The sequence below is a fragment of the Nocardioides marmorisolisilvae genome (assembly GCF_003725775.1).
In the GTDB taxonomy this organism is placed as follows: Bacteria; Actinomycetota; Actinomycetes; order Propionibacteriales; family Nocardioidaceae; genus Marmoricola; species Marmoricola marmorisolisilvae.
In genome coordinates this window covers 312,830-334,291 of sequence record NZ_RJSG01000001.1, presented here as the reverse complement: position 1 = coordinate 334,291, position 21,462 = coordinate 312,830, and the positions used below count along the sequence as shown (strand labels likewise).

Sequence of the window (21,462 nt, the reverse complement as noted above, 5' to 3'; positions counted from 1 at the left end):
GTCAACGCAGACGTGCGGCTCGGTCATGGAGCGTGGCCCGGCGGCTTCCTAGCCTGGGGTCATGAGCGGACCACTTGCCGGCGTACGGGTCCTGGAGATCGCCAGTCTCGCGCCGGCCCCCTTCGGGACGATGCTGCTGGCCGACCTCGGTGCGGACGTGCTCCGCGTCGACCGGGCTGGGTCGAGCGCGGCGATCACCCCGCCGCCCGGTCCGCTGGACCGAGGCAAGCGCTCGCTGGCACTTGACCTGAAGTCGCCCGAGGGACTGGCCTCGGTCAAGGAGCTGGCGGCAGATGCGGACGTCTTCGTCGAGGGGTTCCGGCCGGGGGTCGCCGAGCGGATCGGGATCGGCCCGGACGAGCTGTGCGTCCTTAACCCGCGCCTGATCTACGCGCGGATGACCGGCTGGGGCCAGGAGGGACCGCTCGCGCCCACCGCGGGCCACGACATCAACTACATCGCGCTGGCCGGGCTGCTCGAGCCGATCGCGCGCCGTGGCGAGCGGCCGTTGCCCCCGTCGAACCTGCTCGGTGACTTCGCCGGCGGCGGCATGCTGATGGCGCTCGGCATCCTCGCCGCGCTGGTCGAGCGGAACACCTCCGGCCAGGGGCAGGTGATCGACGCCGCGATGGTCGACGGCGCCAGCACCTTCTCCGCGTTCATGCGCGGCATGCACGCGGTCGGCCTGTGGAACGAGGAGCCGGGGACCAACGCTCTCGACGGCGCCGCCGCCTTCTACGACACCTACCCGTGCGCCGACGGCAAGTACGTCGCGGTCGGGTGCGTCGAGCCGCAGTTCTTCGCCGAGCTGGTCGAGAAGCTCGGCCTCGACGAGCCTGACCTTCCGTTCCAGCTCGACCCGACCGGGTGGGACGACTGGCGGGCCGTGATCGGCAAGGCCTTCCTGGCACGGAGCCGCGACGAGTGGACCGCGCACTTCGACGGGTCCGACGCCTGCGTCACCCCGGTGCTGACGCCCTGGGAGGCGCACCTGCACCCGCACGCGGTGGCCCGGGCCTCGTTCGTCGAGGTCGACGGGGTCGTGCAGCCGGCTCCGGCCCCGAGGTTCAGCCGGACCCCGGCCGGTACGCCCCGGGCGCACTCCCCGTCCACCGGCGGAACGCCCGGTGGAACGCACTGGGTTCGCTGAACCCGAGCCGCTCGGCGAGCTGGGCGACGGTCTCGTCGCCCCGGACCAGGCTGGTCACCGCCGCGTCCCGGAGCAGCTCCTCCTTGATCCGGGTGACCGAGGTGCCCTCCTCGCGCAGCAGCCGGCGCATGTTCTGGGTGCTCATCGAGAGCTGGGCCGCGGCCTCGTCGGGGGTCGGCCACGGTCCGCGCAGTCCGCGCTCGAGGATCCTGCGGACCTGGTCGGAGATCGCGGTGCCGTAGTCGCGCAGCATCAGCAGGTCCGAGGGGGAGTTGCGCAGCCACTCCTCGAGCTCGGCCTCGCTGCGGACCAGCGGCAGGGTCAGCATCTCGTTGCTGAACTCGATGGCCGGCACGGGCGAGCCGAAGGTGACGTGGCTGCCGAAGACCAGGTCATAGTCCTCGGCGTCGTCGGGAAGCGCGTGCGGCAGCTCCACCGACTCGATCGGCAGGCGGCGTCCGGCCAGCCAGCTGAACAGCCGCACCGAGAGCGACATCATCATGTCGGTCAGGAAACCGGTCGGGTCGTCCTGGTTGTCGATCACGTACACGACCCGCGTCGTCTCCGGCCCGGACTCGATGCTGAACGTCGGCATGCTCGGCACGATCCGGCAGAAGTCCTGGAACCGGCCCATGGCGGTGCCGAGGTCCGGTGAGCTGATCACGCCCAGGCAGATCATCCGGAACGTTCCGAGCGGGGCGGGTTCGGCGCCGAGGCCGGCGAGCTCGTCGCCGGTCAGCTTCCAGACCGCACGCACCAGCCGGGCAGCCTGCTCGATGGTGATCCGGGACCGGTCGTCGAAGAGCAGCACCGGGTCGATGCCGAGCTCGTCCATCCACTCCTGCAGGTCCACGCCCCGCAGCGTCGCGGTACTGGTGGCCGCGCGCAGGAAGCGGACCGGGATGGTGCGCACTACGGTCACCTTTCTCGCGAGGTGAGGTCATTCGACCACGCCGGGAAAATTCATAGCGTCCTGTCCATGAGCGAACACGAGTTCAACACCGACGTCATCGGCGCCTGGAGCGAGTCGATGACCTTCGACGTCACCCAGGACCGGTTGATCGCGTACGCCGCAGCGACCAACGACGACCTCGCGCCGCACGCGGCCGGCGAGTACGGCGTCCCGGTCTTCGCGGTGGTGCCGCCGTTCCCGATCCTGGCCTCCTCGACGATGGCCGCCGTCCCCGACGAGCTGATGATGCGGGTGCTGCACGGTGAGCAGGACATCCGGATCCACCGGCCGATTCGTCCCGGGGAGACGCTGTCGTGCCGGGCCAAGGTGACCGGCGTGCACGGCCGGTCCTCGGGCGTGGTCGTGACCGCGCTAGTGGAGACGACCAGCGACGGCGAGCCGGTCAACGACCAGTACTTCACCGCGTTCTTCCGCGGAGGACAGCTCGACGGCGGCTTCGGCGAGGAGCCCCCGGCCCACGGCTTCGACGAGGCGCTGCGATCCCGCGAGCCGGATGCGGTCGTCGTGCAGAAGTACGACGAGGACCAGACCTGGCGCTACGCGGAGGCCAGCGGCGACCCGATGCCGATCCACACCGACGAGGAGTTCGCCAAGGCGATGGGCCTGCCCGGGATCATCATCCACGGGCTCTGCACGATGGCCTTCACCTCGCGCGCGGTGATCGAGACCGCCTGCCCCGAGGACCCGAGCCGGCTCAAGCGGATCGCCGTGCGGTTCAGCTCGACGGCGTTCCCGCGCAACACCATCAGCACCTCGATCTGGAACACGGGCGAGGGCACCTATGCCTTCGAGACCACCAGCGACGAGGGCGCTTCGATCATCAAGGACGGTCTCGCCGAGATCGCAGAGAAGGGAATCTGATGAGCAACAAGGTCTACGTCATCGGCGTCGGCATGACGAAGTTCGAGAAGCCGGGTCGCAAGGAGGGCTGGGACTACCCGGCCATGGCCAAGGAGTCCGGCAACAAGGCGCTGGACGACGCCGGCATTCCTTTCGACCAGATCGAGCAGGCCCACGTCGGCTTCATGTACGGCGAGTCGACCTCGGGCCAGCGTGCGATCTACGAGCTCGGCATGACCGGCATCCCGATCACCAACGTCAACAACAACTGCTCGACCGGGTCGACCGCGCTCTACCTCGCCGCCTCGGCGATCCGCGGCGGCCTGGCCGACTGCACCTTGGCGCTGGGCTTCGAGAAGATGCAGCCGGGTTCGCTGACCACCTCCTACGAGGACCGCGAGCAGCCGCTCATGAACCACATCCAGGCCCTGGCCGAGATGCGTGAGTTCGCGTTCCCGCCGGCCCCGTGGATGTTCGGCGCGGCCGGCCTCGAGCACAACGAGCGCTACGGCTCGACGCCGGAGCACTTCGCCAAGATCGCCGAGAAGAACCACCGGCACTCGGCGAACAACCCGTACGCGCAGTTCCAGGACGTCTACTCCCTCGAGGAGGTCAAGGACGCCAAGATGGTCTACGCCGAGGCGGGGCTGACCCGGCTGATGTGCTCGCCGACCTCGGACGGCTCCGGCGCCGCGGTGCTGGCCAGCGAGAAGTTCGTCGAGGACAACAATCTCGGTGACCGCGCCGTCGAGATCGTCGGCCAGGCGATGGTCACCGACATGCGCTCGACGTTCGACACCAACTCGGCGATCAACCTGGTCGGTGCGGACATGAGTCGCAAGGCCGCCGACAAGGTCTACGCCTCGACCGGGCTGACCCCGGACGACGTCGACGTGATCGAGCTGCACGACTGCTTCGCCCCCAACGAGCTGATCACCTACGAGGCGCTCGGTCTGGCCGGTGAGGGCGAGGCGCACAAGCTCGTCGACAACGGCGACACGACGTACGGCGGCCGCTGGGTGGTGAACCCCTCCGGCGGGCTCATCTCCAAGGGCCACCCGCTCGGCGCGACAGGCCTGGCCCAGTGCGCCGAGATGACCTGGCAGCTGCGCGGTGACGCCGACGCCCGCCAGGTCGACGGGGCCAAGGTCGCCCTCCAGCACAACATCGGGCTCGGCGGCGCCGTCGTCGTGACCGCCTACCAGCCCGCCAACCGCTGACCATCCAGAAGGAGAACAACCATGGCTGAAGTACACGTTTCCCAGGAGATCGCTGCGAGCCAGGAGGACACCTGGAAGGTCTTCTCCGACCTCAACCAGTTCGACAAGTGGCTGACCATCCACGACAAGTTCTACGGCGAGCCGCCGACCGAGATCAGCGTCGGCACCACGTTCACCGAGCAGGCCACGATCATGGGCATGTCCAACAAGATCGACTGGACGGTCGAGGGCTACGACGCCCCGAAGTCGCTGACGATCTCCGGCAAGGGCCTCGCGGGTGCGCAGATCACCTTCGTGCTCGGCCTCGAGGCGGCCGGCGACAACGCCTGCGTCGCGAAGATCGACGCCGAGTTCGTCGGCACGATGGTCGTCGGCGCGATCGGCGCCGCCGTCGAGCGCGCCGCCAACAAGGAGGTCGTGGCCTCCCTCGAGAAGCTCGCCGAGGTGCTGGCGTGAGTGCGGCGCTGGACGGTCGCGTCGCGATCATCACCGGTGCCGGTCGCGGCATCGGCCGGGAGCACGCGTTGCTGATGGCCAACGAGGGTGCCGCCGTCGTGGTCAACGACCTCGGTGGCGGCAACGACGGGTCCGGCTCGGACGCCGGTCCGGCCCAGGAGGTCGTCGAGGAGATCCTCGCCTTCGGTGGTCGCGCGGTCGCGAACACGGACTCGTGCGCGACCTGGGAAGGCGCGAAGGCGATGGTGCAGCAGGCCGTCGACGAGTTCGGCCAGCTCGACATCTTGGTCAACAACGCCGGCATCCTCCGCGACACCTTCATCGCGAGCATGACCGAGGACCAGTACGACGCCGTCATCGACGTGCACCTCAAGGGGCACTTCGCGATGCTGCACCACGCGGCGGCGTACTGGAAGGACAAGTCGAAGGCCGGCGAGCAGGTCGCGGCGTCGGTGATCAACACCGCGAGCGCGTCCGGCACGTTCATGCCGAACGCCGGGCAGACCAACTACGGCGCGGCCAAGGCCGGCATCGCCGCGCTCACCCAGGTGGCGGCCGACGAGCTCGGTCGCTACGGCGTCCGGGTCAACGCGATCGCCCCGGTCGCCCGCACCCGCCTCACCCTGGCCACTCCCGGCATGGGCGCGCTGTTCGCGGCCGAGGTGCCCGAGGGCGAGTTCGACATGTTCGGCCCGCAGAACATCGCGCCGATCGTGGCCTACCTGGCCACCGAGAAGTGCCCGCTGACCGGTCAGGTCTTCGGGGTCCAGGGCGGCGCGATCCAGCGGCTGCACGGGTGGTCGATCGGCGAGACGATCGAGAACAGCGGTCCGTGGACGCTGGAGGAGCTTCCCGATCAGCTGGCGGCGTGGGCGTGAGCTCGCTCGCTAACCAGCTCTCGGGCAAGGTCGCCGTCGTCACCGGCGGCGCGCGCGGGATCGGCAGGGCGACCGCCGAAGCCCTTCGCGCCGCCGGGGCGACGGTCGTGGTCGGGGACCTGCCCGACCTCGACGTCACCGACGCGGGCGGCTACCGGAACTTCCTCGACAAGGTCGAGGCCGAGCACGGTCCGCTCGACATCCTGGTGAACAACGCCGGGATCATGCCGGTCGGACACCTCGTCGAGGAGTCCGAGGAGGTCGCCCGGCGGATGTTCGAGATCAACGTCTTCGGCGTGATCACCGGCACCAAGCGCGCACTGGAGTCGATGCTGCCGCGGCGTACCGGGCACATCGTCAACGTGGCCTCGATGGCGGGCGTCCTCTACGCCCCGGGTGCGGCGACCTACGTCGGCACCAAGCACGCGGTGCTCGGCTTCACCGAGACCGCCCGCCTGGAGTACGCGAAGTCAGGCGTCGAGCTCACCGCGGTGCTGCCGGCGTTCGTGAACACCGAGCTCACCGCGGGGACCAAGGGCGTTCCCGGGATGAAGACCGTGGAGCCCGAGGACGTCGCAGCCGGCATCCTCGAGGCTCTGGTGAAGCCGCGTCCGAGGGTCTACGTTCCGAAGATGGCCGGTCGTCTGGCCGGGGTGCAGAAGTTCGCGCCGCGCCGGGTCGCCGAAGCGCTGTCCAGCCGCCTCGGTGGTGACACGGTGTTCCTCGACGACGTCGACCAGGCGAAGCGACGCGAGTACGAGGAGCGTGCCCGGCACTCATGATCAGTGACTTGTTGACCCGCGCGGCGGGTGAAGCACTGTCCTTCAAGACCCTCATCGACAGCGGGATCCTGCGTGCCGACCCGCCGTGGGTGCTCGCCAAGGCCGGAGGCGCGGTGGCGCGCTACGGCGCCGTCGGCGCTGCGCTGAGCATCGCCGCGGCGCGCTACCCCGATCGGGTGGGGATCCGCGACGAGCTCGGGGACCTGACGTACGCCGACCTCGAGCGGCGCTCGAACGCGCTCGCGAACGAGTGGCGTGCGCGTGGCCTGGAGCCGGGGTCCGGCGTCGCGCTGCTGATCCGCAACCACCGCGGGTTCGTCGACGCGTTCTACGCCGCCGCGAAGTGCGGTGCGCGGACGGTGCTGCTCAACACCGACTTCGCCGGTCCGCAGATCCGCGAGGTGTGCGCCCGCGAGGGAGTCGACCTGCTGGTCCACGACGAGGAGTACACCGCGATGGTCGGCGACGTGCCGGCTCCCCTCGGGCGCTTCCTCGCCTGGACCGATGCGCCAGGCCCGGGAACGATCGAGTCGCTGATCCGGTCCGGCGACGACGCGCCACCGCCGCGGGTCTCGGTGCACGCCAAGATCGTGATCCTCACCAGCGGCACCACCGGTACGCCGAAGGGTGCCCAGCGCGAGGAGCCGAAATCGCTGCTCCCGTTCGGCGGACTGTTCGGCAAGGTGCCGTTCCGCAGCCAGGAGGTGATGGAGGGCTGCGCGCCGATGTTCCACGCGCTCGGCCTGACCACCGCGATGCTGGGCGTCACGCTCGGCCACACCCTGGTGCTGCGCCGTCGCTTCGACGCCGTCGCCACCTTGGAGAGCATCGAGCAGAACCGGGTCACCACGGTGGTCGCGGTGCCGGCGATGCTGAGCCGGATGGTCGAGGCCGCTCCCGAGCATCCGCGGGACACCTCGTCCCTGCGGATCGTCTTCATGGCCGGCTCCCAGCTCGGGGCCGACCTCTGCCTGCGGGCGACCGAGACGTTCGGACCGGTGCTCTACAACCTGTACGGGTCGACCGAGGTCGCCTACGCCACCATCGGCACCCCCGAGGAGCTGGCCATCGAGCCCGGGTCGGTCGGCAGCCCGTGCCCGGGCGTGGTCGTCCGCCTCTTCGACGACGAGGGCCGTGAGGTCCCGCGCGGAGTCACGGGCCGGATCTTCGTGCGCAACGTGATGCCGTTCTCCGGCTACACCGGCGGTGGCGGCAAGGAGGTCATCGACGGTCTGATGTCCACCGGCGACGTCGGCCACTTCGACGGCCACGGCTTCCTGCACATCGACGGCCGCGACGACGACATGATCGTCAGCGGCGGCGAGAACCTCTTCCCCGGCGAGGTCGAGGAGCTGATCGCGACCCACCCCGACGTCGTCGAGGCGTCCTGCATCGGTGTCGACGATGAGAAGTTCGGCAAGCGCCTGCACGCCTTCGTGGTCCAGCGCGAGAGCGGCCTGACCGAGGACGCAGTGAAGGACTACGTCAAGGACAACCTGGCCCGGTTCAAGGTGCCGCGTGCGGTCACCTTCCTCGACGAGCTGCCCCGCAACCCCACCGGAAAAGTTCTCAAACGCAAGCTTCAGGAGCTGACATGATCGAGTGGTCCGAGGCCGACCTGGCCGTCCGCGACGCGGTGCGCGACTTCATCGAGAAGGAGATCCGGCCGCACGTCGACCTCCTCGAGACCGGCCAGATGCCGCCGTACGACATCGTGCGCAAGCTGTTCGCCGCTTTCGGTATCGACGCGATGGCCGCCGAGGCGCTGAAGAAGCAGCTCGAGCGGGAGCGCGAGCCGCGGGATCCGGAGCAGAAGTCCTCAGGTGGCGTCGGCGGTCTCGCCGGTGGCGGGATGGAGTCGATGGTCCCGGTCGTGGTCAGCGAGATCGCGGGCGTCAGCCTCGGCGTCGTCGGCGCGGTCGGGGTCTCGCTCGGCCTGGGCGCCGGCACGATCATGGCCAAGGGCACCCTCGCCCAGAAGGAGCGCTGGCTGCCGAAGCTGGTCACCTTCGAGCACGTCGCGGCCTGGGCGATCACCGAGCCCGAGTCCGGGTCGGACGCGTTCGGCGGCATGAAGACCACGGTCAAGCGCGACGGCGACGACTACATCCTCAAGGGCCGCAAGACCTTCATCACCAACGGCCCCGACGCCGACGTGATCGTCGTCTACGCCAAGCTCGACGAGGGCGACCCTTCGACAAGCTCAGGACAAGCGACGGATTTACGAGACAAGAAGGTGCTCACCTTCGTCCTCGAGCGCGGGATGCCCGGGCTGATCCAGTCCAAACCGTTCAAGAAGATGGGCATGATGAGCTCGCCCACCGGCGAGCTGACCTTCGACGGCATCCGGCTGACCAAGGACCACCTGCTCGGCGAGACCGAGGACACCGCCGCCACCGGGGACGGCCGCGAGAGCGCGCGCTCGAACTTCGTCGTCGAGCGCATCGGCGTCGCCGCGATCTCGCTCGGCATCATCAACGAGTGCCTGCGGCTGTGCACCGAGTACGCGAAGAGCCGTGAGCTGTGGGGCAAGCCGATCGGCGACTTCCAGCTCATCCAGCTCAAGCTGGCCAAGATGGAGGTGGCCCGGATCAACGTCCAGAACATGGTGTTCCGCACGCTGGAGATGGCCCGTGCCGGGAAGACCCCGACCCTGGGCGAGGCCAGCGCGATGAAGTGGTACTCCTCCGAGGCCGCCACCGAGGTTGCCATGGAGGCAGTCCAGCTCTTCGGCGGCAACGGCTACATGGCGGAATACCGCGTCGAGCAGCTCGCGCGCGATGCCAAGTCGATGATGATCTACGCCGGCTCGAACGAAATCCAGATCACCCACGTCGCCAAGGAGATGCTCCGCGGGTAGTTCTCCACAGATCTGTTAGGCCCCCTAGATGTTGCGTGTCTAGGGGGCCTAATTTACGCTCATGGTGAGGCCGATGACGTATCGAGCGGTGACGGCGGCGATGCGTGCTCACGGTTGTACGGCGCAGCAGGGCAAAGGGGACCACGAGAAGTGGACCTGTCCGTGCGGGAGCCACATGACGGTGATCACCCAGACCCGTGAACTCTCGCCCGGCTTGATTCGCCAGGCGATCGCCCGGCTTGAGTGCTTACCGAAGGGGTGGTTGTTGTGAAGGTGACTGCCAAGCAGTGGAAGCACGGGTGGGAGCTGCACGTCGACGGGGTCGGCGTCACCCAGGTCCGCACGCTCGTGGACGCTCCCCAGCAGGCAGCCGACCTGATCGAGACGATGACCGGAGACGTCATCGACCCCGACTCGCTCGAGGTCGAGGTGAAGATCAAGGGCAACCTCGCCGAGCGGGTCGCACGCGCTCGTGCTCTGGTCAAGGAAGCCGAGATCGCGAGCGCAGAAGCAGCCAAGGAGTCACGATCTGTCGTCTCCGCGTTGCGGAGCAACGGGGTCAGCGTGACGGATGCTGCCGTGGTGATGGGAGTTTCCCGGGGGCGCATTTCTCAGCTCAGCGCGCCTCGGCCGAAAGAGGACTGAGTCGTTGTCCGCGCGATCCTTTCAGTCCAGTCTTAGTGGCGGGTACCCGATCCCCAGCACTCATCAGGCTTCGGCGGATCGCGCAGCATGCTCGGCGTGATGTCCGTGTGAGCGGTCTTCAACGTTACACATCCGAGCATTCCCTTCATGCTTCCGTCCCCGTCGTCGACCCGGCACTGGGCGCCGAGGTAGAAGTCGTTGGAGGACTCTCCCGGATCGAGCTCGTACGCATCATCTTGGATGCAGTTGCCGGAAAGCCGGATCGTCTGTCCGGTCTTGTTCGTCACCGTCACGTTCGGGCTGGGCTCTGAACAACCGCTCATCCCGATCGCGAGAGCAGCGATCCACATCCACGCGACCCGAGTCACAGGCAGATTCTTTCACCTCCAGGTTTCGAGGCTCGCGCTAGGGCGCTCGCACCTCAACCAACGGGGCTAGCTGGCGTGGGTGTCCAGGAAGTCGTCGATCAGCGCCCACGTCGTACCGCGGGCCGAGCCGCCGGCCAGCACGCCGAGGTGACCGCCGGGGGCGGTGTGCAGGCGCACGTCGGGGGAGTTCGGGAGCAGCTCGCCGACCTGGTGCGCGACCGCGACCGGGACCAGCACGTCGCCCGTGCCGGCGATGTTCATCACCGGCACCTTCACGTCGGCGAGTCGGACCTCCTTGTTCGGGCCCTGGATGATGCCGGACGCGAGCTCGTTCTTCACCGCCATCCGCTGGTAGGCCTGCAAGGTGGCCTTCCCGGGGTAGGCGAGCATGTTGTTCATCAGGCTGTCGACGGCCTCGATGTGGCCGAGGAACTCGCGGTCGTCGCGGTACTTCCACAGCGTCAGCGGCTTCTTCAGGTACGTCGTCACGGAGGTCGCCTTGAACGCCGGGCCGACCACCTTCGCCGGGATGGTGCCGACGGCCTTGAGCACCGAACCGATCAGGTGGCCGTCGGTGTACTTGCCGATCAGCTGCACCGGTGCCAGCACCGGGTTCTTGCTCATGTCGAACGGGCTGGCGACCATCGCGACCGCGTTGACGGGGATGTCGCGGTCCTCGTGGGCGGCGGTGGTCACCAGCGAGATCAGTCCGCCCATGCACCAGCCGACGAGGTCGACCTTGGCGCCGCCGTTGTCCTCGGAACCTTCCGGATCGCCGGTGCGACGACGTCGTTGATGAAGAACTCCAGGCCGAGGTCCCGGTCGTCGCGCCCCATCTCGCCGTAGTCGACCAGGTACGTCGGGCGCCCGGCGTCCACGAAGTGCTCGGTCATCGAGCAGCCGCGGCGCAGGTCGAAGCAGGTCGACTGCGAGCCCAGCGGCGGGACCATCAGGACCGGGTTGCCCTGCTGCTCGGTGGTGGGGTGGTAGCGGTGCAGGGTCGCCTTGTGGCCGTCGTCGATGACGTCCGAGGGCATCCGGCTGGTGTCGGCGATCCCGCCCTTGACCAGCAGGTCGTAGAGGTTGGCGACGGCCTGGCGGCGCTGCTCGAGGGTGCGGCTCGGGCTGAAGAACGACGTGCTCATGCCAGCAACAACCAGCAGATCTCTCCCAGGTCACGCCTGAAACCGGGCCGACTTCGCAGGTAGAGGGTGCGACTGACCGAATTCGCCATCATCTGGGCGGACTGGACCTTGATGCGGGACTCGACTGCGTCCTCGTCGGGTCGCAGCTCGTGGATCAACGAGACCCACTGGCCGATGTAGCCGAGCTGGGCCTTCTGGGCCGTCTCCTGGTACTCGTCGCCGAGGTTGCGCGACTCCGCGATCAGGTTGGTGACCAGGTCGCTGTGGTCGTAGGTCATGTCGACGTACGAGTCGAGCACCCGGTGCAGGACCTCGGCCGTCGGCGCGCTGGTCTCGAGGGCGTCGGCAAGCGATCCCTGGAGCAGGCCGTAGGCGCGGCCGAGCGAGGAGAACAGCAGGTCCTGCTTGGAGGTGAAGTGGCTGTAGATGCTCGGGCCGGCGATGCCGACCGCGGCGCCGATGTCGTCGACCCCGACCGCGTCGTACCCGTGCCGGGCGAACAACGCGGCCGCCGCGTCCGCGATCTCCTCGCGCCGGCTGGCCGGTGCGGGCAGCTCGCGGCGGACGTGGTCCGGAGCTTCCGGCCCGGTGAACCCGTAGGAGAGCACCCGGGTGGCGAGGTCGGTGAGGAGCTCCTCGGTGACCTCGAGCCGGTGGAAGGAGATGCTGCTCATCGCGTTCACGCCGCAGGCGGCGAGGAACTCAGCCTGGTCGCGGTCGAGCTCGGGGCGGATCTCGCGCAAGGTGCCGGCCAGGGTGAGCACCGCGTCGCGCAGGTTGCGGCGCAGCACCGCGAGCTGGGCCTCGGGCAGGTTGCGCGCCTCCCGCTGCCACAGCACGCCCAGCGGCCGGTAGGCGATCGCGGTCCGGGCGGCGGTCCGGGCGATGCCCTCCAGGTTGCGGTCGGGCAGGTCGGCGACCATGTCGGCGAAGGCGCCGATGATCTGGTCGATCGCCTCGAAGAGCAGGTCCGCCTTCCCGCTGAAGTGCCGGTAGAGCGCGGAAGGACCCACGTTGACCGACTCCGCGACGTCGGCGATCGAGACCTGCTCGTACCCGCGCTCGTAGAACAGCGCAGCCGCGGCGGACCGGATCTGGTCGCGGCGGTTACGAGGCCGGGTGCCGCGCGGCGTAACCGGAAGTAGGGCGGCGTCGTTACTAGTCACGATTCACTTAGTGTGGCACAGTGGCGCGAACGTGACCACGGTCACACTCACCCGTTGACTCACCGTGGGGAACCAGATGGCAACTCAGCAGGCCGTGCGCCGTACCTGGGCGCGCCCGTTGCTGCCGGTGGGTGACCTCTTCGCGTTCGCCCTCGACGTCTTCAAGGAGATCCCTCGCCGCCCGTTCCAGTGGCGGGAGTTCTTCGACCAGGCCTGGTTCGTCACCCGGGTCTCGCTGCTGCCGATCTGCGCGATCACCATTCCGTTCGGCGCGGTGCTCTCGCTCCAGATCGGATCGCTGTTCAACCAGCTCGGGGCGCGCTCGTTCACCGGCGCCGTCGCGGTGGTCGGCATCGTCCAGCAGGCCGCGCCGGTCGCCACGGTCGCGATCGTCGCCGGCGCCGCCGGGACCGCCGTGGCCGCCGACCTCGGTGCCCGCAAGATCCGCGAGGAGCTCGACGCCATGGAGGTGCTCGGCATCTCCGTGATCCAACGTCTCGTGGTCCCGCGCGTCCTCGCGATCGCCTTCATCGCGGTGCTGCTGAACGGCATCGCCACGATGGTCGGTGTCGTCGGCGGCTACTCCTTCAACGTGCTGGTCCAGGGCGGTTCGCCGGGTGCCTACGTGCACGCGTTCACGGCGCTCGCCCAGCTGCCCGACCTCTGGGTCGGTGAGATCAAGGCCTTCGTCTTCGGCATCGTGGCCGGCGTCGTCGCCTGCCACCAGGGCGTGAACGCCAAGGGCGGCCCGCAGGGTGTCGGCAACGGCGTGAACCAGTCCGTGGTGATCTCGTTCGTGCTGCTGTTCGTCGTGAACACGGTGCTGACGCTGGTCTACTACCAGATCGTTCCGCCGAAGGGGTTGTGATGACCCTCGTCCGCAGCAACCCGCACTCGGCCCGGCCGAGCATGCTCTCGCGTGCCTGGACCGCCGCGTACGACGGGCTCTCGGACCTCGGCGACCAGGTCCAGTTCTACGGAAAGTCGCTCGCCGGGATCCCGAAGTCGGCGACCCGCTACCGCCGTGAGGTGCTCCGGTTGCTCGCCGAGGTGGCCCTCGGCCGCGGCGCCCTGGTGCTGGTGGCCGGCACGCTCGGCATCATCGTCTTCGAGGTGCTGGCGGTCGGCTCGGTCGTCGGCCTGGTCGGCTACCAGGGTCTGAAGCAGGTCGGCATCCAGCCGTACGTCGGCTTCCTCTCGGCGTACTTCAACACCCGCGAGGTCGCGCCGCTGATCGCGTCCAACGCTCTGGTCGCGACCGTCGGCGCCGGCTTCACCGCCCAGCTCGGTGCGATGCGGATCTCCGAGGAGATCGACGCCGTCGAGGTGATGGCGATCCCGTCCATCCCGTTCCTGGTCAGCACCCGGGTGATCGCGTCGTTCCTGGCGGTCATCCCGCTCTACTTCGTCGGCCTGATCGGCACCTACGCCGCCACCCAGGCCGTGAGCATCCACTACTACGGCCTGACCGGTGGGACCTACGACCACTACTTCCACCTGTTCCTGCCGCCGATCGACGTCCTCTACTCGTTCGCGAAGGTGCTGATCTTCGCGGTCATCCTGACGATGATCTGCTGCTACTACGGGTTCACCGCGAAGGGCGGACCGGCGGGCGTGGGTGTTGCGGTCGGCCGCGCGGTCCGGCTCTCCCTGGTCATCATCGTGATCGCGGACTTCTTCCTCAGCCTGATGCTGTGGGGCTCGACGACGACGGTCCGGATCGCCGGATGAGCACGGGCCTGCGCGCGCACTCCAAGCCGATCTCGGGGGTCGCGTACCTGCTGCTGATCGCGCTGCTGATCTGGTTCAGCATCGCGGTCTACAACAAGGACCTGCCCTGGCAGGCGGCCGACACCGTCACGCTGACGACCACCGCACCCGGCCTGGAGCTGAACCCGCACTCGGACGTGAAGTTCCAGGGACTCCGGGTCGGCGAGGTCCGCACGATCACCTCCGACGGACGCAGCGCCACCATCACGCTGGCTCTCGACAAGGGCTCGCTCAAGCTGCTGCCCGCCAACATCGACGCGGCGATCGTGCCGAAGACGCTGTTCGGTGAGAAGTTCGTCGATCTGCGGCTGCCGTCCCAGCCGGTCTCGGCCCGGCTGACCGCCGGCGGCCGGATCCAGCAGTCCACGACCTCGGTCGAGATCGGCGCGCTGTTCAGCAAGCTGGTCCCGGTGCTCAACGCACTCCAGCCCCAGCAGCTCTCGGTCATCCTGAACTCGCTGGCCCAGGCGCTCGACGGGCGCGGCGAGACGCTGGCCACCGGGTTCAACCAGCTGCGGGCGTTCCTGACCAAGGTCGACCCGCACCTGGACACCTTCACCCACGACATCGGTCAGTTCGCCAAGACCGCCGACATCTACGCCGACGCTGCACCCGACCTGGTCCGGATCCTGTCCGCCACGGCCGACATCAGCCGCGAGCTGCTGGTGCCGAAGGAGCAGGAGTTCTCCTCGTTCCTCAGCCAGGTCACCGGTACGTCGGGCCAGGTCAAGCAGGTGCTGGCGCAGAACGCGGACAACCTGATCCGACTCTCCGGTCGGTCGCGTGCGGTGCTCGCCCTGCTCGACCAGTACTCGGTGGCGCTGCCCTGCTTCCTCAAGGGTCTGCACACCTTCAGCATCCTGTCCGACCAGGCGATCGGTGCCCGAGGACCGTTCACCAACCTGGTCGTCGACGTCGCGTCGAACAACACCCCGTACAAGAACCCGGGTGATCTGCCGAGCAACCCGAACAGCGACGGCAACAACGCGAACCTCCCCGCCGGCATCCCCGGCTGGGCGCCGCACTGCCCGCAGTTCTCCAAGGAGGTGCTGGCCCTCAAGGACGCGGCCCCGAACTCGATGCCGCTGCCCGGCACGTCGATCAACGCCCCCGGCTCCCCGGCCGCGACTGCCGCGGCGCCGTCGCCGGCGGCGGTGACCGAGGCCCGCAACGCGCTGGCCCGGGCGATGGCCGCTCGCTCGATGGGCGTCCCGGTCTCGCAGGTTCCCGGTTACGCCGACCTCCTGGTCGGGCCGATGCTCACCGACGGGCAGGTGACCGTCCGATGAGCCAGATGCGTTCCCGGGTGCCGTCCTCGGTCTACAAGGTGGGCGTCTTCGCCGTCGTCACGGTGCTGATGATCGCCGTCCTCGCGACCCTGATCGGCAACATCAGCCTGACCCCGGCCCGCACCTACTACGGGTTGTTCTCGGACGCGACGGGGGTGTTCAAGGGTGACCGGGTCCGGGTCTCCGGGGTCGAGGTCGGGTCGGTCAAGGGCCTGAAGCTGGTCAGCTCCGGGGGACGCAAGGTGGCCCGGATCGAGTTCAGCGTCGACAAGTCGGTGCCGGTCTACCCGGACGCCAAGCTCGAGCTGCGTTACGAGAACATCGTCGGCCAGCGCTACCTCAACATCGCCGAGAGCGCGCAGGACGGCCGCTCCGCTCCCTCGGGCACGACCTTCGGGACCAAGCAGACGACGCCGGCGCTCAGCCTGACCGAGCTCTTCAACGGCTTCCAGCCGCTCTTCCGCGCGCTCGACCCGGAGCGGCTCAACACCTTCAGCTTCGAGCTGGTCCAGGCGCTCCAGGGGGAGTCGGGTTCGCTGCAGAGCCTGATGCGGAACACCGCGCAGCTGACCAACTCGATCGCCGACCGGGACGTCGTGATCGGCAGCGTGGTCAGCAACCTCAACGCGGTCCTGCAGACCGTCGGTGAGCGCGACCAGAAGCTGACCGGCCTGATCATCCAGTTCCGCAACCTGATGTCCGGCCTGGCCAGCCAGTCCGACGAGATCGGCGCCTCGCTGCCCTCGCTCGACAAGCTGCTCTCCGCAACGTCCGGAACGCTGTCGGAGGTCCGGGCGCCGCTGAAGACCAGCATCGGCGGACTGCGCAGCGTCGTCACCCAGCTCTACGGCGACCGGCAGACCCTGGACTCCTCGCTGCGCAAGCTGCCCTTCACGCTGCGCACGCTCGCGCGCACCGGCTCCTACGGGTCGTGGTTCAACTTCTACGTCTGCGGGCTGCAGATCAACCTCAGCCTGCTCAACGGCACCGTGAACCTCGGCAACGAAGGTCTGTCCGCCAACGAGCGCGACACCGTCTGCGGAGGGGGGATCAGCGAGTGACCACCCCGCGCACCGACAAGGAGCTGATCCGCATCGCCGTGGTCGGCATGGTGGTGCTGGCGACCCTGTTCGCCATCGCGATCAACTTCCAGCGCCTCCCGCTGGTCGGCGCCGGTACCGAGTACCGCGCCGAGTTCACCGACGCCTCCGGTCTGGTCTCCGGCGAGGAGGTCCGGGTCGCCGGCATCAAGGTCGGCAACGTCACCGGCATCAAGCTCGGCCACGGCAAGCCGGCCCGGGTGGTGGTGACCTTCACCGTCAAGGGCGTCGACCTCGGCTCCCGCACCACGGCGTCGATCGAGGTCAAGACGCTGCTCGGCCAGCACTACCTCGGCGTGACGCCGCTGGGCAGCGGCACGCTGCACGGCGGGGCGATGATCCCGCTGGCCCGGACCACGACCCCGGTCAACATCGTGCCCGCCTTCCAGCGGCTGACCACCACCAGCGAGGACATCGACACCGCCGAGGTGGCCAAGGCGTTCGACGTGCTGGCCACGACCCTGGACAAGACCGCGCCCGAGATGACGCAGACCCTGCGCGGCCTGTCCCGGCTCTCGAAGTCGGTGACCGTGCGCGACGCCCAGATCCGCGAGCTGTTCGCCCGCACCAGCCAGGTCTCCGGCGTGGTCGCCGACCGTGACCAGGACATCGCCACGCTCGTCACCAGCACCAGCACGGTGCTCGCCGAGCTCGACCGCCGCCGCGAGACGATCACCAGCATCATCGACGGCACCGTCGCCCTGGCCAAGCAGCTCAGCGGTCTGGTGCAGGACAACAAGGACCAGCTCGCACCGGCTCTGGCCAAGCTCAACGGCGTGCTCGCCGTGCTGCGCAGCAACCGGACGAACCTCGACCAGGCGATCCGGGTCGCGGCGGTCTACGGCCGCGAGTTCGTCAACGTCGGCGGCAGCGGCCACTTCTTCGACACCACCATCAAGGCTCCGCACGGTGCGGCCGTCTGCACCAACGGCGACGTGCCCGCCGGGCTGATGAGCGTCCTCGGCCCGATCCTGTCGCAGCTGAACTCGCAGGTGAACAACAGCAGCAAGCCCTGCCTCCCGCTCGGCCCGGCTCCGGAGAGTGCACCGTGAACATCTTCGGGAGGACCATCGGGATCCGCCGGTCGCTGACCGGGCTGGTCGTCGTGCTGCTCGTCGCGGCCGGACTGGTGCTGCTGCACTCCGGCGGCAGCGGCGACCGCACCCTGACCGCGACCTTCCCGCGCACGACCAGCCTGTATGCCGGCGCGAAGGTGAAGGTGCTCGGCGTCGCGGTCGGCAAGGTCGACTCGATCAAGGTCAAGGGCACCGCGGTCCAGGTGACGATGAGCTACAGCTCGGACGTGAAGCTCCCGGACGACGTCCAGGCACTGATCGTTCCGCCCTCGATCGTCGGTGACCGGTTCATCCAGCTCTCCCCGGCGTACGAGGACGGCGCGGTGCTGCCCGACCACGCCCGCCTCGGTCTCGACCGGACCGGCGTACCGGTCGAGCTCGACGAGACCTACGCGGCCCTCGACAAGTTCGCCAAGGGCCTCGGTCCGAACGGCGCCAACAAGGACGGCGCCCTCTCCCGCCTGGTCACCGCGACCGCGGCGAACCTGTCCGGCCACGGCGAGGCCTTCAACGAGACCATCCGCCAGCTCACCGGGGCGATCAGCACGCTGGCCGGCAGCAGCGGGGACATCAACGACACGGTCACCAGCCTGTCGAAGCTCACCGGGACCCTGAAGGGCAAGGACGCCGAGCTGCGCGCACTCGTCACCAACCTGGCGCGCGTCGGCGCCGAGCTGAACGGGCAGCGCACCGACATCAGCACCTCGGTCGTCGAGCTCAAGGAGGCGCTCGCCCTGGTCGACGCCTTCGTCAAGGACAACCGGTCCGCGATCACCACCAGCGTCAACGGCGTCAAGGACGTCAGCGCGGTGCTCTCCCGCCGTACTCAGCAGCTCGAGCAGCTCGTCGACCTCGCCCCCGTCGGTCTGACCAGCCTGGCGAACATCTACGTGCCGACCAACTGGGACCCGGCCAAGCCGTGGCTGAGCACCATCGCCGGTCGTACCGGCTCGGCGAACCTGCGCGGCGCGCTGACCGACGACCTCGACACCCAGCTCGGCTTCACCCTCGGCGCTGTCTGCGCGGCCCTGCCGCCGGCGCAGCGCGCGCAGATCGCCGCCTTCTGCTCGACGCTGAACTCGGTCGGCAACAACCTCGGCGCGCTGCTGAGCCAGGCGATCGAGTCGGGCGGGGTCTCCCGCACCGCCGGCGCGACCTCCCTGATCAACCTGATGGGAGGTGCCGGATGAACACAGCTCGCTGGTTGAGCCTGTCGAAACCCCTGGTGCCGCTCGCCCTGCTCGCGCTCCTCGCCGGCTGCGGGTACGACGGCGCCAGCAGCCTGCCGCTGCCCGGGGCGATCGGGGGCAAGAACACCTACCGGGTCACCGTGGTGCTGCCGGACGCGACCAACCTGGTGGCGAAGGAGACCTGCCGCAGCAACGACACCGTCATCGGCAGCGTCGAGTCGGTGGAGCTCGACAAGAACCTCAAGGCCCGCGTGGTCTGCCGGATCAAGGACTCGGTGAAGCTGCCCGAGAACGTCGTGGCGAGCCTGAGCGAGACCAGCCTGCTCGGCGAGCGCTTCGTCGCCCTCGACCCGCCGCCGGGGGAGAAGGCGACGGGAGTACTCGCGCGCAACACCGTGCTGCCGGCGTCCTCGACCCGGACCGACCCGGATGTGGAGATGGTCTTCGGCGCCCTGAGCCAGGTGCTCAACGGCGGCAGCCTGGGCAGCATCGAGACGATCACCCGCGAGCTCAACACCGCGTTCAAGGGCACCGACGTCGGGGCGGACATCGACAGCCTGAACGCGGTGGTGGCCAAGTTCAACGACCACCGCGACGAGATCAGCGCCTCGCTGGTCTCGCTCGACCGGCTCTCCACCCGGCTGGCGCGGCAACGCGCCGCGATCGGGGCCGCCCTGGACTCGATCCCGGGCGGGCTCGCGGCGCTGGACCGTCAGCGCACCAAGCTGGTGGCCACCCTGCAGAAGCTCTCCGACCTGTCGCGCACCGCGGTCCCGCTGATCGACGCGACCCGCAAGAACACCGTCGCCGACCTGAAGCACCTGGCGCCGGTGCTCACCCAACTGAGCAAGGCCGGCGACGAGCTCGCGACGGCAGTGACCCGGATCTCGACCTTCCCGTTCCCCGACAACGGCCTGTCGACGATCAAGGGTGACTTCGCCGGCTTCTACGGCACCTTCGAGCTCGACGTCGACTTCCTCAACCACCTGCTCGGCACGAACACCGGCTCCAGCGCGCCTCTGCCGACCACCCCGCGGACGACGGGCAACCCGAAGCCGTCCACGCCGACCAACCCGCTGGCGACGATCCTCCAACCGGTGACCGGCGGTCTGGGCGACCTGCTCAACGGCCTGCTGGGAGGCAAGCCGTGACCACTCTGACCACCCGGATCCAGCTGATCGCCTTCGCGCTCGTGACGGTGCTCGCCGTGAGCTACGGCGCGGTCAGCTTCTTCCACGTCGGCAGCGTCGTCTCGCCGCCGTTCGAGGTGCGGGCCGAGTTCGCCAGCTCCGGCGGCATCTACGCCCGCGCCGACGTCGACCTGCTCGGCACCCGGGTCGGCTCGGTGCGCAAGATCATCCCCGGCCCGGGCACCGGCACCACCGTGGTCATGGCCCTGGACCACGGGGTGAAGATCCCGAAGGACGTCACTGCCACGATCGGCAACAAGTCCGCGATCGGTGAGCAGTACGTCGAGCTCGAGCCGCGCAGCGCCGGCGGACCGGTGCTCGCCGCCGGTGACGTGATCCGGCTCGGCGACACCACCTCGCCGATCGACGTCTCCTCGCTGCTCGGCGACCTGGACGCGCTGGCCGGATCGATCCCGGCGAAGGACCTCGCGACGGTGATGACCGAGCTCTCCACCGCGCTCGACGGGGTCGGCGGCAGCCTCGGTCAGCTCATCGTCGACGGCAACCGGCTGGCCAAGACCTCGCTCGCCGGGGTCGACAACCTGAACCAGCTGATCGACGACGCGAGCACCGTGCTCGACACCCAGGTGGCCAAGGGCCCGGAGACTGCGTCGTACCTGAAGAGCCTGGCCGGGCTGACCACCGAGCTGCGCAGCATCGACTCCTCGTTCGACGACCTGTTCGCGAACGGCATCCGGGCCGGCGTCCAGGTCAGCAACCTGCTCGCCGACAACCAGGCCGCGCTTCCGGTGCTGCTCAACCAGCTGGTCTCGGTCACGACCGTCGCCGCCGACCGGATCCCCGCGATCCGCAAGACACTCGTGGTCTTCCCCTACGCCCTCGAGGTCGGCGCGACCGGCGTCCGCCGCTGCGGCAGCTTCAACGCCAAGACCGGCAAGCCGGTCGAGGCCACCTGCCGGTACGACGACCAGGGCCGCCCGATCTACTCGGCCTACCTCTCGCTCCAGCTGCCGCTGCCGCCGAACGCTCCGTACTACCCGTGCACCCAGGGTTACGAGGGCACCACCAAGTACTACCCGGACGGCACCCCGGTGAAGGGCGGCGCGAAGCAGAAGCTCGACAGCCCCGTGAACATGAACGCGCAGTGCACGGCCAAGCCGACCGACCCGCGCACCCCGTTGGTGCGCGGCGCGCAGAACGTGATCGGGCCCTCGGGCGCCTCCCCGCGGGCAGCGACCGGCTACGGGTTGGCGCTCTACGACCCGACGTCGGGCATCGTGACCTCCGAGGACGGCAGCTACCAGGTCTCCGGCGCGGCGACGTCGAATCCGCCCTCCGGGCGCTCCGGGCTGGCATGGTTGCTCAACAGCCCGATGCAGTGAGGGAGCCAGTGTCCGAGCCAG

Annotated in this window: 22 protein-coding genes; 17 read left to right on the top strand and 5 right to left on the bottom strand. The window is 68.9% G+C overall.

All coding sequences use genetic code 11. The annotated features are described in order from the left end of the window. Nucleotides 1-61 precede the first annotated feature (61 nt). On the top strand, nucleotides 62-1,150 hold the full coding sequence (locus EFL95_RS01720; RefSeq protein WP_123232325.1) for a CaiB/BaiF CoA transferase family protein: 1,089 nt from the start codon (nucleotides 62-64) through the stop codon (nucleotides 1,148-1,150). On the opposite strand, the gene EFL95_RS01715 is transcribed toward EFL95_RS01720, so the two are convergent. Further along, nucleotides 1,068-2,063 carry an AraC family transcriptional regulator gene (locus EFL95_RS01715; protein WP_123232324.1) on the bottom strand — a complete coding sequence of 332 codons (996 nt, stop codon included), beginning with the start codon at nucleotides 2,061-2,063 and terminating at the stop codon, nucleotides 1,068-1,070. The genes EFL95_RS01720 and EFL95_RS01715 overlap by 83 nt on opposite strands. A gap of 66 nt (nucleotides 2,064-2,129) precedes the next feature. On the opposite strand from EFL95_RS01715, the gene EFL95_RS01710 reads away from it, so the two are divergent. From EFL95_RS01710 to EFL95_RS01670, 8 genes are all read left to right on the top strand, one after another. Then, nucleotides 2,130-2,984, top strand: coding sequence for a MaoC/PaaZ C-terminal domain-containing protein (locus EFL95_RS01710; protein WP_123232323.1), 855 nt, complete (start codon nucleotides 2,130-2,132; stop codon nucleotides 2,982-2,984). Further along, complete coding sequence (locus EFL95_RS01705; RefSeq protein ID WP_123232322.1) at nucleotides 2,984-4,183, top strand: lipid-transfer protein; 1,200 nt, start codon at nucleotides 2,984-2,986, stop codon at nucleotides 4,181-4,183. Before EFL95_RS01710 ends, EFL95_RS01705 begins: the two co-directional genes overlap by 1 nt. 21 nt (nucleotides 4,184-4,204) lie before the next feature. Then, on the top strand, nucleotides 4,205-4,639 hold the full coding sequence (locus EFL95_RS01700; RefSeq protein ID WP_123232321.1) for a type II toxin-antitoxin system Rv0910 family toxin: 435 nt from the start codon (nucleotides 4,205-4,207) through the stop codon (nucleotides 4,637-4,639). Continuing rightward, on the top strand, nucleotides 4,636-5,517 hold the full coding sequence (locus EFL95_RS01695) for an SDR family oxidoreductase (protein ID WP_123232320.1): 882 nt from the start codon (nucleotides 4,636-4,638) through the stop codon (nucleotides 5,515-5,517). Before EFL95_RS01700 ends, EFL95_RS01695 begins: the two co-directional genes overlap by 4 nt. Beyond that, complete coding sequence (locus tag EFL95_RS01690; protein WP_221176284.1) at nucleotides 5,514-6,299, top strand: SDR family oxidoreductase; 786 nt, start codon at nucleotides 5,514-5,516, stop codon at nucleotides 6,297-6,299. The genes EFL95_RS01695 and EFL95_RS01690 overlap by 4 nt, the downstream gene beginning before the upstream one ends. Further along, nucleotides 6,296-7,897, top strand: a complete 1,602-nt coding sequence (locus EFL95_RS01685) for an acyl-CoA synthetase (RefSeq protein ID WP_123232318.1) — start codon at nucleotides 6,296-6,298, stop codon at nucleotides 7,895-7,897. Before EFL95_RS01690 ends, EFL95_RS01685 begins: the two co-directional genes overlap by 4 nt. Further along, on the top strand, nucleotides 7,894-9,159 hold the full coding sequence (locus EFL95_RS01680; RefSeq protein WP_123232317.1) for an acyl-CoA dehydrogenase family protein: 1,266 nt from the start codon (nucleotides 7,894-7,896) through the stop codon (nucleotides 9,157-9,159). The genes EFL95_RS01685 and EFL95_RS01680 overlap by 4 nt, the downstream gene beginning before the upstream one ends. A gap of 273 nt (nucleotides 9,160-9,432) precedes the next feature. After that, the gene (locus EFL95_RS01670; protein ID WP_148044937.1) at nucleotides 9,433-9,804 is read left to right on the top strand and encodes an antitoxin HicB; all 372 of its coding nucleotides are present in this window, start codon (nucleotides 9,433-9,435) and stop codon (nucleotides 9,802-9,804) included. 32 nt (nucleotides 9,805-9,836) lie between these two features. On the opposite strand, the gene EFL95_RS01665 is transcribed toward EFL95_RS01670, so the two are convergent. The 4 genes from EFL95_RS01665 to EFL95_RS01655 form a co-directional block, all read right to left on the bottom strand. Beyond that, nucleotides 9,837-10,172 (bottom strand): hypothetical protein, encoded by a 336-nt coding sequence (locus EFL95_RS01665; protein WP_123232315.1) that lies wholly within the window; start codon nucleotides 10,170-10,172, stop codon nucleotides 9,837-9,839. Between the two features lie 66 nt (nucleotides 10,173-10,238). After that, nucleotides 10,239-10,889, bottom strand: coding sequence for an alpha/beta fold hydrolase (locus tag EFL95_RS19680; RefSeq protein ID WP_221176283.1), 651 nt, complete (start codon nucleotides 10,887-10,889; stop codon nucleotides 10,239-10,241). Then, on the bottom strand, nucleotides 10,877-11,317 hold the full coding sequence (locus tag EFL95_RS19675; RefSeq protein ID WP_221176282.1) for a hypothetical protein: 441 nt from the start codon (nucleotides 11,315-11,317) through the stop codon (nucleotides 10,877-10,879). The genes EFL95_RS19680 and EFL95_RS19675 overlap by 13 nt, the downstream gene beginning before the upstream one ends. Continuing rightward, nucleotides 11,314-12,483 carry a TetR/AcrR family transcriptional regulator gene (locus tag EFL95_RS01655; protein ID WP_123232314.1) on the bottom strand — a complete coding sequence of 390 codons (1,170 nt, stop codon included), beginning with the start codon at nucleotides 12,481-12,483 and terminating at the stop codon, nucleotides 11,314-11,316. The genes EFL95_RS19675 and EFL95_RS01655 overlap by 4 nt, the downstream gene beginning before the upstream one ends. Before the next feature lie 76 nt (nucleotides 12,484-12,559). Here EFL95_RS01655 and EFL95_RS01650 point away from each other — a divergent pair, with 76 nt between their 5' ends. From EFL95_RS01650 to EFL95_RS01615, 8 genes are read left to right on the top strand one after another with little or no spacing between them, the layout of a single operon-like run. Continuing rightward, on the top strand, nucleotides 12,560-13,351 hold the full coding sequence (locus tag EFL95_RS01650; protein ID WP_123232671.1) for an MlaE family ABC transporter permease: 792 nt from the start codon (nucleotides 12,560-12,562) through the stop codon (nucleotides 13,349-13,351). Next, entirely contained in the window at nucleotides 13,351-14,214 is an 864-nt protein-coding gene (locus EFL95_RS01645; protein ID WP_246004745.1) for an MlaE family ABC transporter permease, read from the top strand. The genes EFL95_RS01650 and EFL95_RS01645 overlap by 1 nt, the downstream gene beginning before the upstream one ends. Next, the gene (locus EFL95_RS01640) at nucleotides 14,178-15,542 is read left to right on the top strand and encodes an MCE family protein (RefSeq protein WP_123232313.1); all 1,365 of its coding nucleotides are present in this window, start codon (nucleotides 14,178-14,180) and stop codon (nucleotides 15,540-15,542) included. Before EFL95_RS01645 ends, EFL95_RS01640 begins: the two co-directional genes overlap by 37 nt. Then, nucleotides 15,539-16,603, top strand: a complete 1,065-nt coding sequence (locus EFL95_RS01635) for an MCE family protein (protein WP_123232312.1) — start codon at nucleotides 15,539-15,541, stop codon at nucleotides 16,601-16,603. Before EFL95_RS01640 ends, EFL95_RS01635 begins: the two co-directional genes overlap by 4 nt. Further along, the gene (locus tag EFL95_RS01630; protein WP_123232311.1) at nucleotides 16,600-17,694 is read left to right on the top strand and encodes an MCE family protein; all 1,095 of its coding nucleotides are present in this window, start codon (nucleotides 16,600-16,602) and stop codon (nucleotides 17,692-17,694) included. Before EFL95_RS01635 ends, EFL95_RS01630 begins: the two co-directional genes overlap by 4 nt. Beyond that, nucleotides 17,691-18,908, top strand: a complete 1,218-nt coding sequence (locus EFL95_RS01625) for an MCE family protein (RefSeq protein WP_183406974.1) — start codon at nucleotides 17,691-17,693, stop codon at nucleotides 18,906-18,908. Before EFL95_RS01630 ends, EFL95_RS01625 begins: the two co-directional genes overlap by 4 nt. Further along, complete coding sequence (locus tag EFL95_RS01620) at nucleotides 18,905-20,059, top strand: MCE family protein (RefSeq protein WP_123232309.1); 1,155 nt, start codon at nucleotides 18,905-18,907, stop codon at nucleotides 20,057-20,059. The genes EFL95_RS01625 and EFL95_RS01620 overlap by 4 nt, the downstream gene beginning before the upstream one ends. Next, a complete protein-coding gene (locus tag EFL95_RS01615) occupies nucleotides 20,056-21,441 on the top strand; it encodes an MCE family protein (RefSeq protein ID WP_123232308.1) in 1,386 nt (461 codons plus the stop codon). Before EFL95_RS01620 ends, EFL95_RS01615 begins: the two co-directional genes overlap by 4 nt. The last annotated feature ends 21 nt before the right edge of the window (nucleotides 21,442-21,462 follow it).

What these genes read in the sequence shown, in the direction of transcription:
- EFL95_RS01680 (WP_123232317.1), top strand. Translation starts at nt 7,894, where the DNA reads ATGATCGAGTGGTCCGAGGCCGACCTGGCCGTCCGCGACGCGGTGCGC.
- EFL95_RS01620 (WP_123232309.1), top strand. Translation starts at nt 18,905, where the DNA reads ATGAACACAGCTCGCTGGTTGAGCCTGTCGAAACCCCTGGTGCCGCTC.
- EFL95_RS01710 (WP_123232323.1), top strand. Translation starts at nt 2,130, where the DNA reads ATGAGCGAACACGAGTTCAACACCGACGTCATCGGCGCCTGGAGCGAG.
- EFL95_RS01720 (WP_123232325.1), top strand. Translation starts at nt 62, where the DNA reads ATGAGCGGACCACTTGCCGGCGTACGGGTCCTGGAGATCGCCAGTCTC.
- EFL95_RS01645 (WP_246004745.1), top strand. Translation starts at nt 13,351, where the DNA reads ATGACCCTCGTCCGCAGCAACCCGCACTCGGCCCGGCCGAGCATGCTC.
- EFL95_RS01685 (WP_123232318.1), top strand. Translation starts at nt 6,296, where the DNA reads ATGATCAGTGACTTGTTGACCCGCGCGGCGGGTGAAGCACTGTCCTTC.
- EFL95_RS19675 (WP_221176282.1), bottom strand. Translation starts at nt 11,317, where the DNA reads ATGAGCACGTCGTTCTTCAGCCCGAGCCGCACCCTCGAGCAGCGCCGC.
- EFL95_RS01650 (WP_123232671.1), top strand. Translation starts at nt 12,560, where the DNA reads ATGGCAACTCAGCAGGCCGTGCGCCGTACCTGGGCGCGCCCGTTGCTG.
- EFL95_RS01700 (WP_123232321.1), top strand. Translation starts at nt 4,205, where the DNA reads ATGGCTGAAGTACACGTTTCCCAGGAGATCGCTGCGAGCCAGGAGGAC.
- EFL95_RS01705 (WP_123232322.1), top strand. Translation starts at nt 2,984, where the DNA reads ATGAGCAACAAGGTCTACGTCATCGGCGTCGGCATGACGAAGTTCGAG.
- EFL95_RS19680 (WP_221176283.1), bottom strand. Translation starts at nt 10,889, where the DNA reads ATGGGCGGACTGATCTCGCTGGTGACCACCGCCGCCCACGAGGACCGC.
- EFL95_RS01635 (WP_123232312.1), top strand. Translation starts at nt 15,539, where the DNA reads ATGAGCCAGATGCGTTCCCGGGTGCCGTCCTCGGTCTACAAGGTGGGC.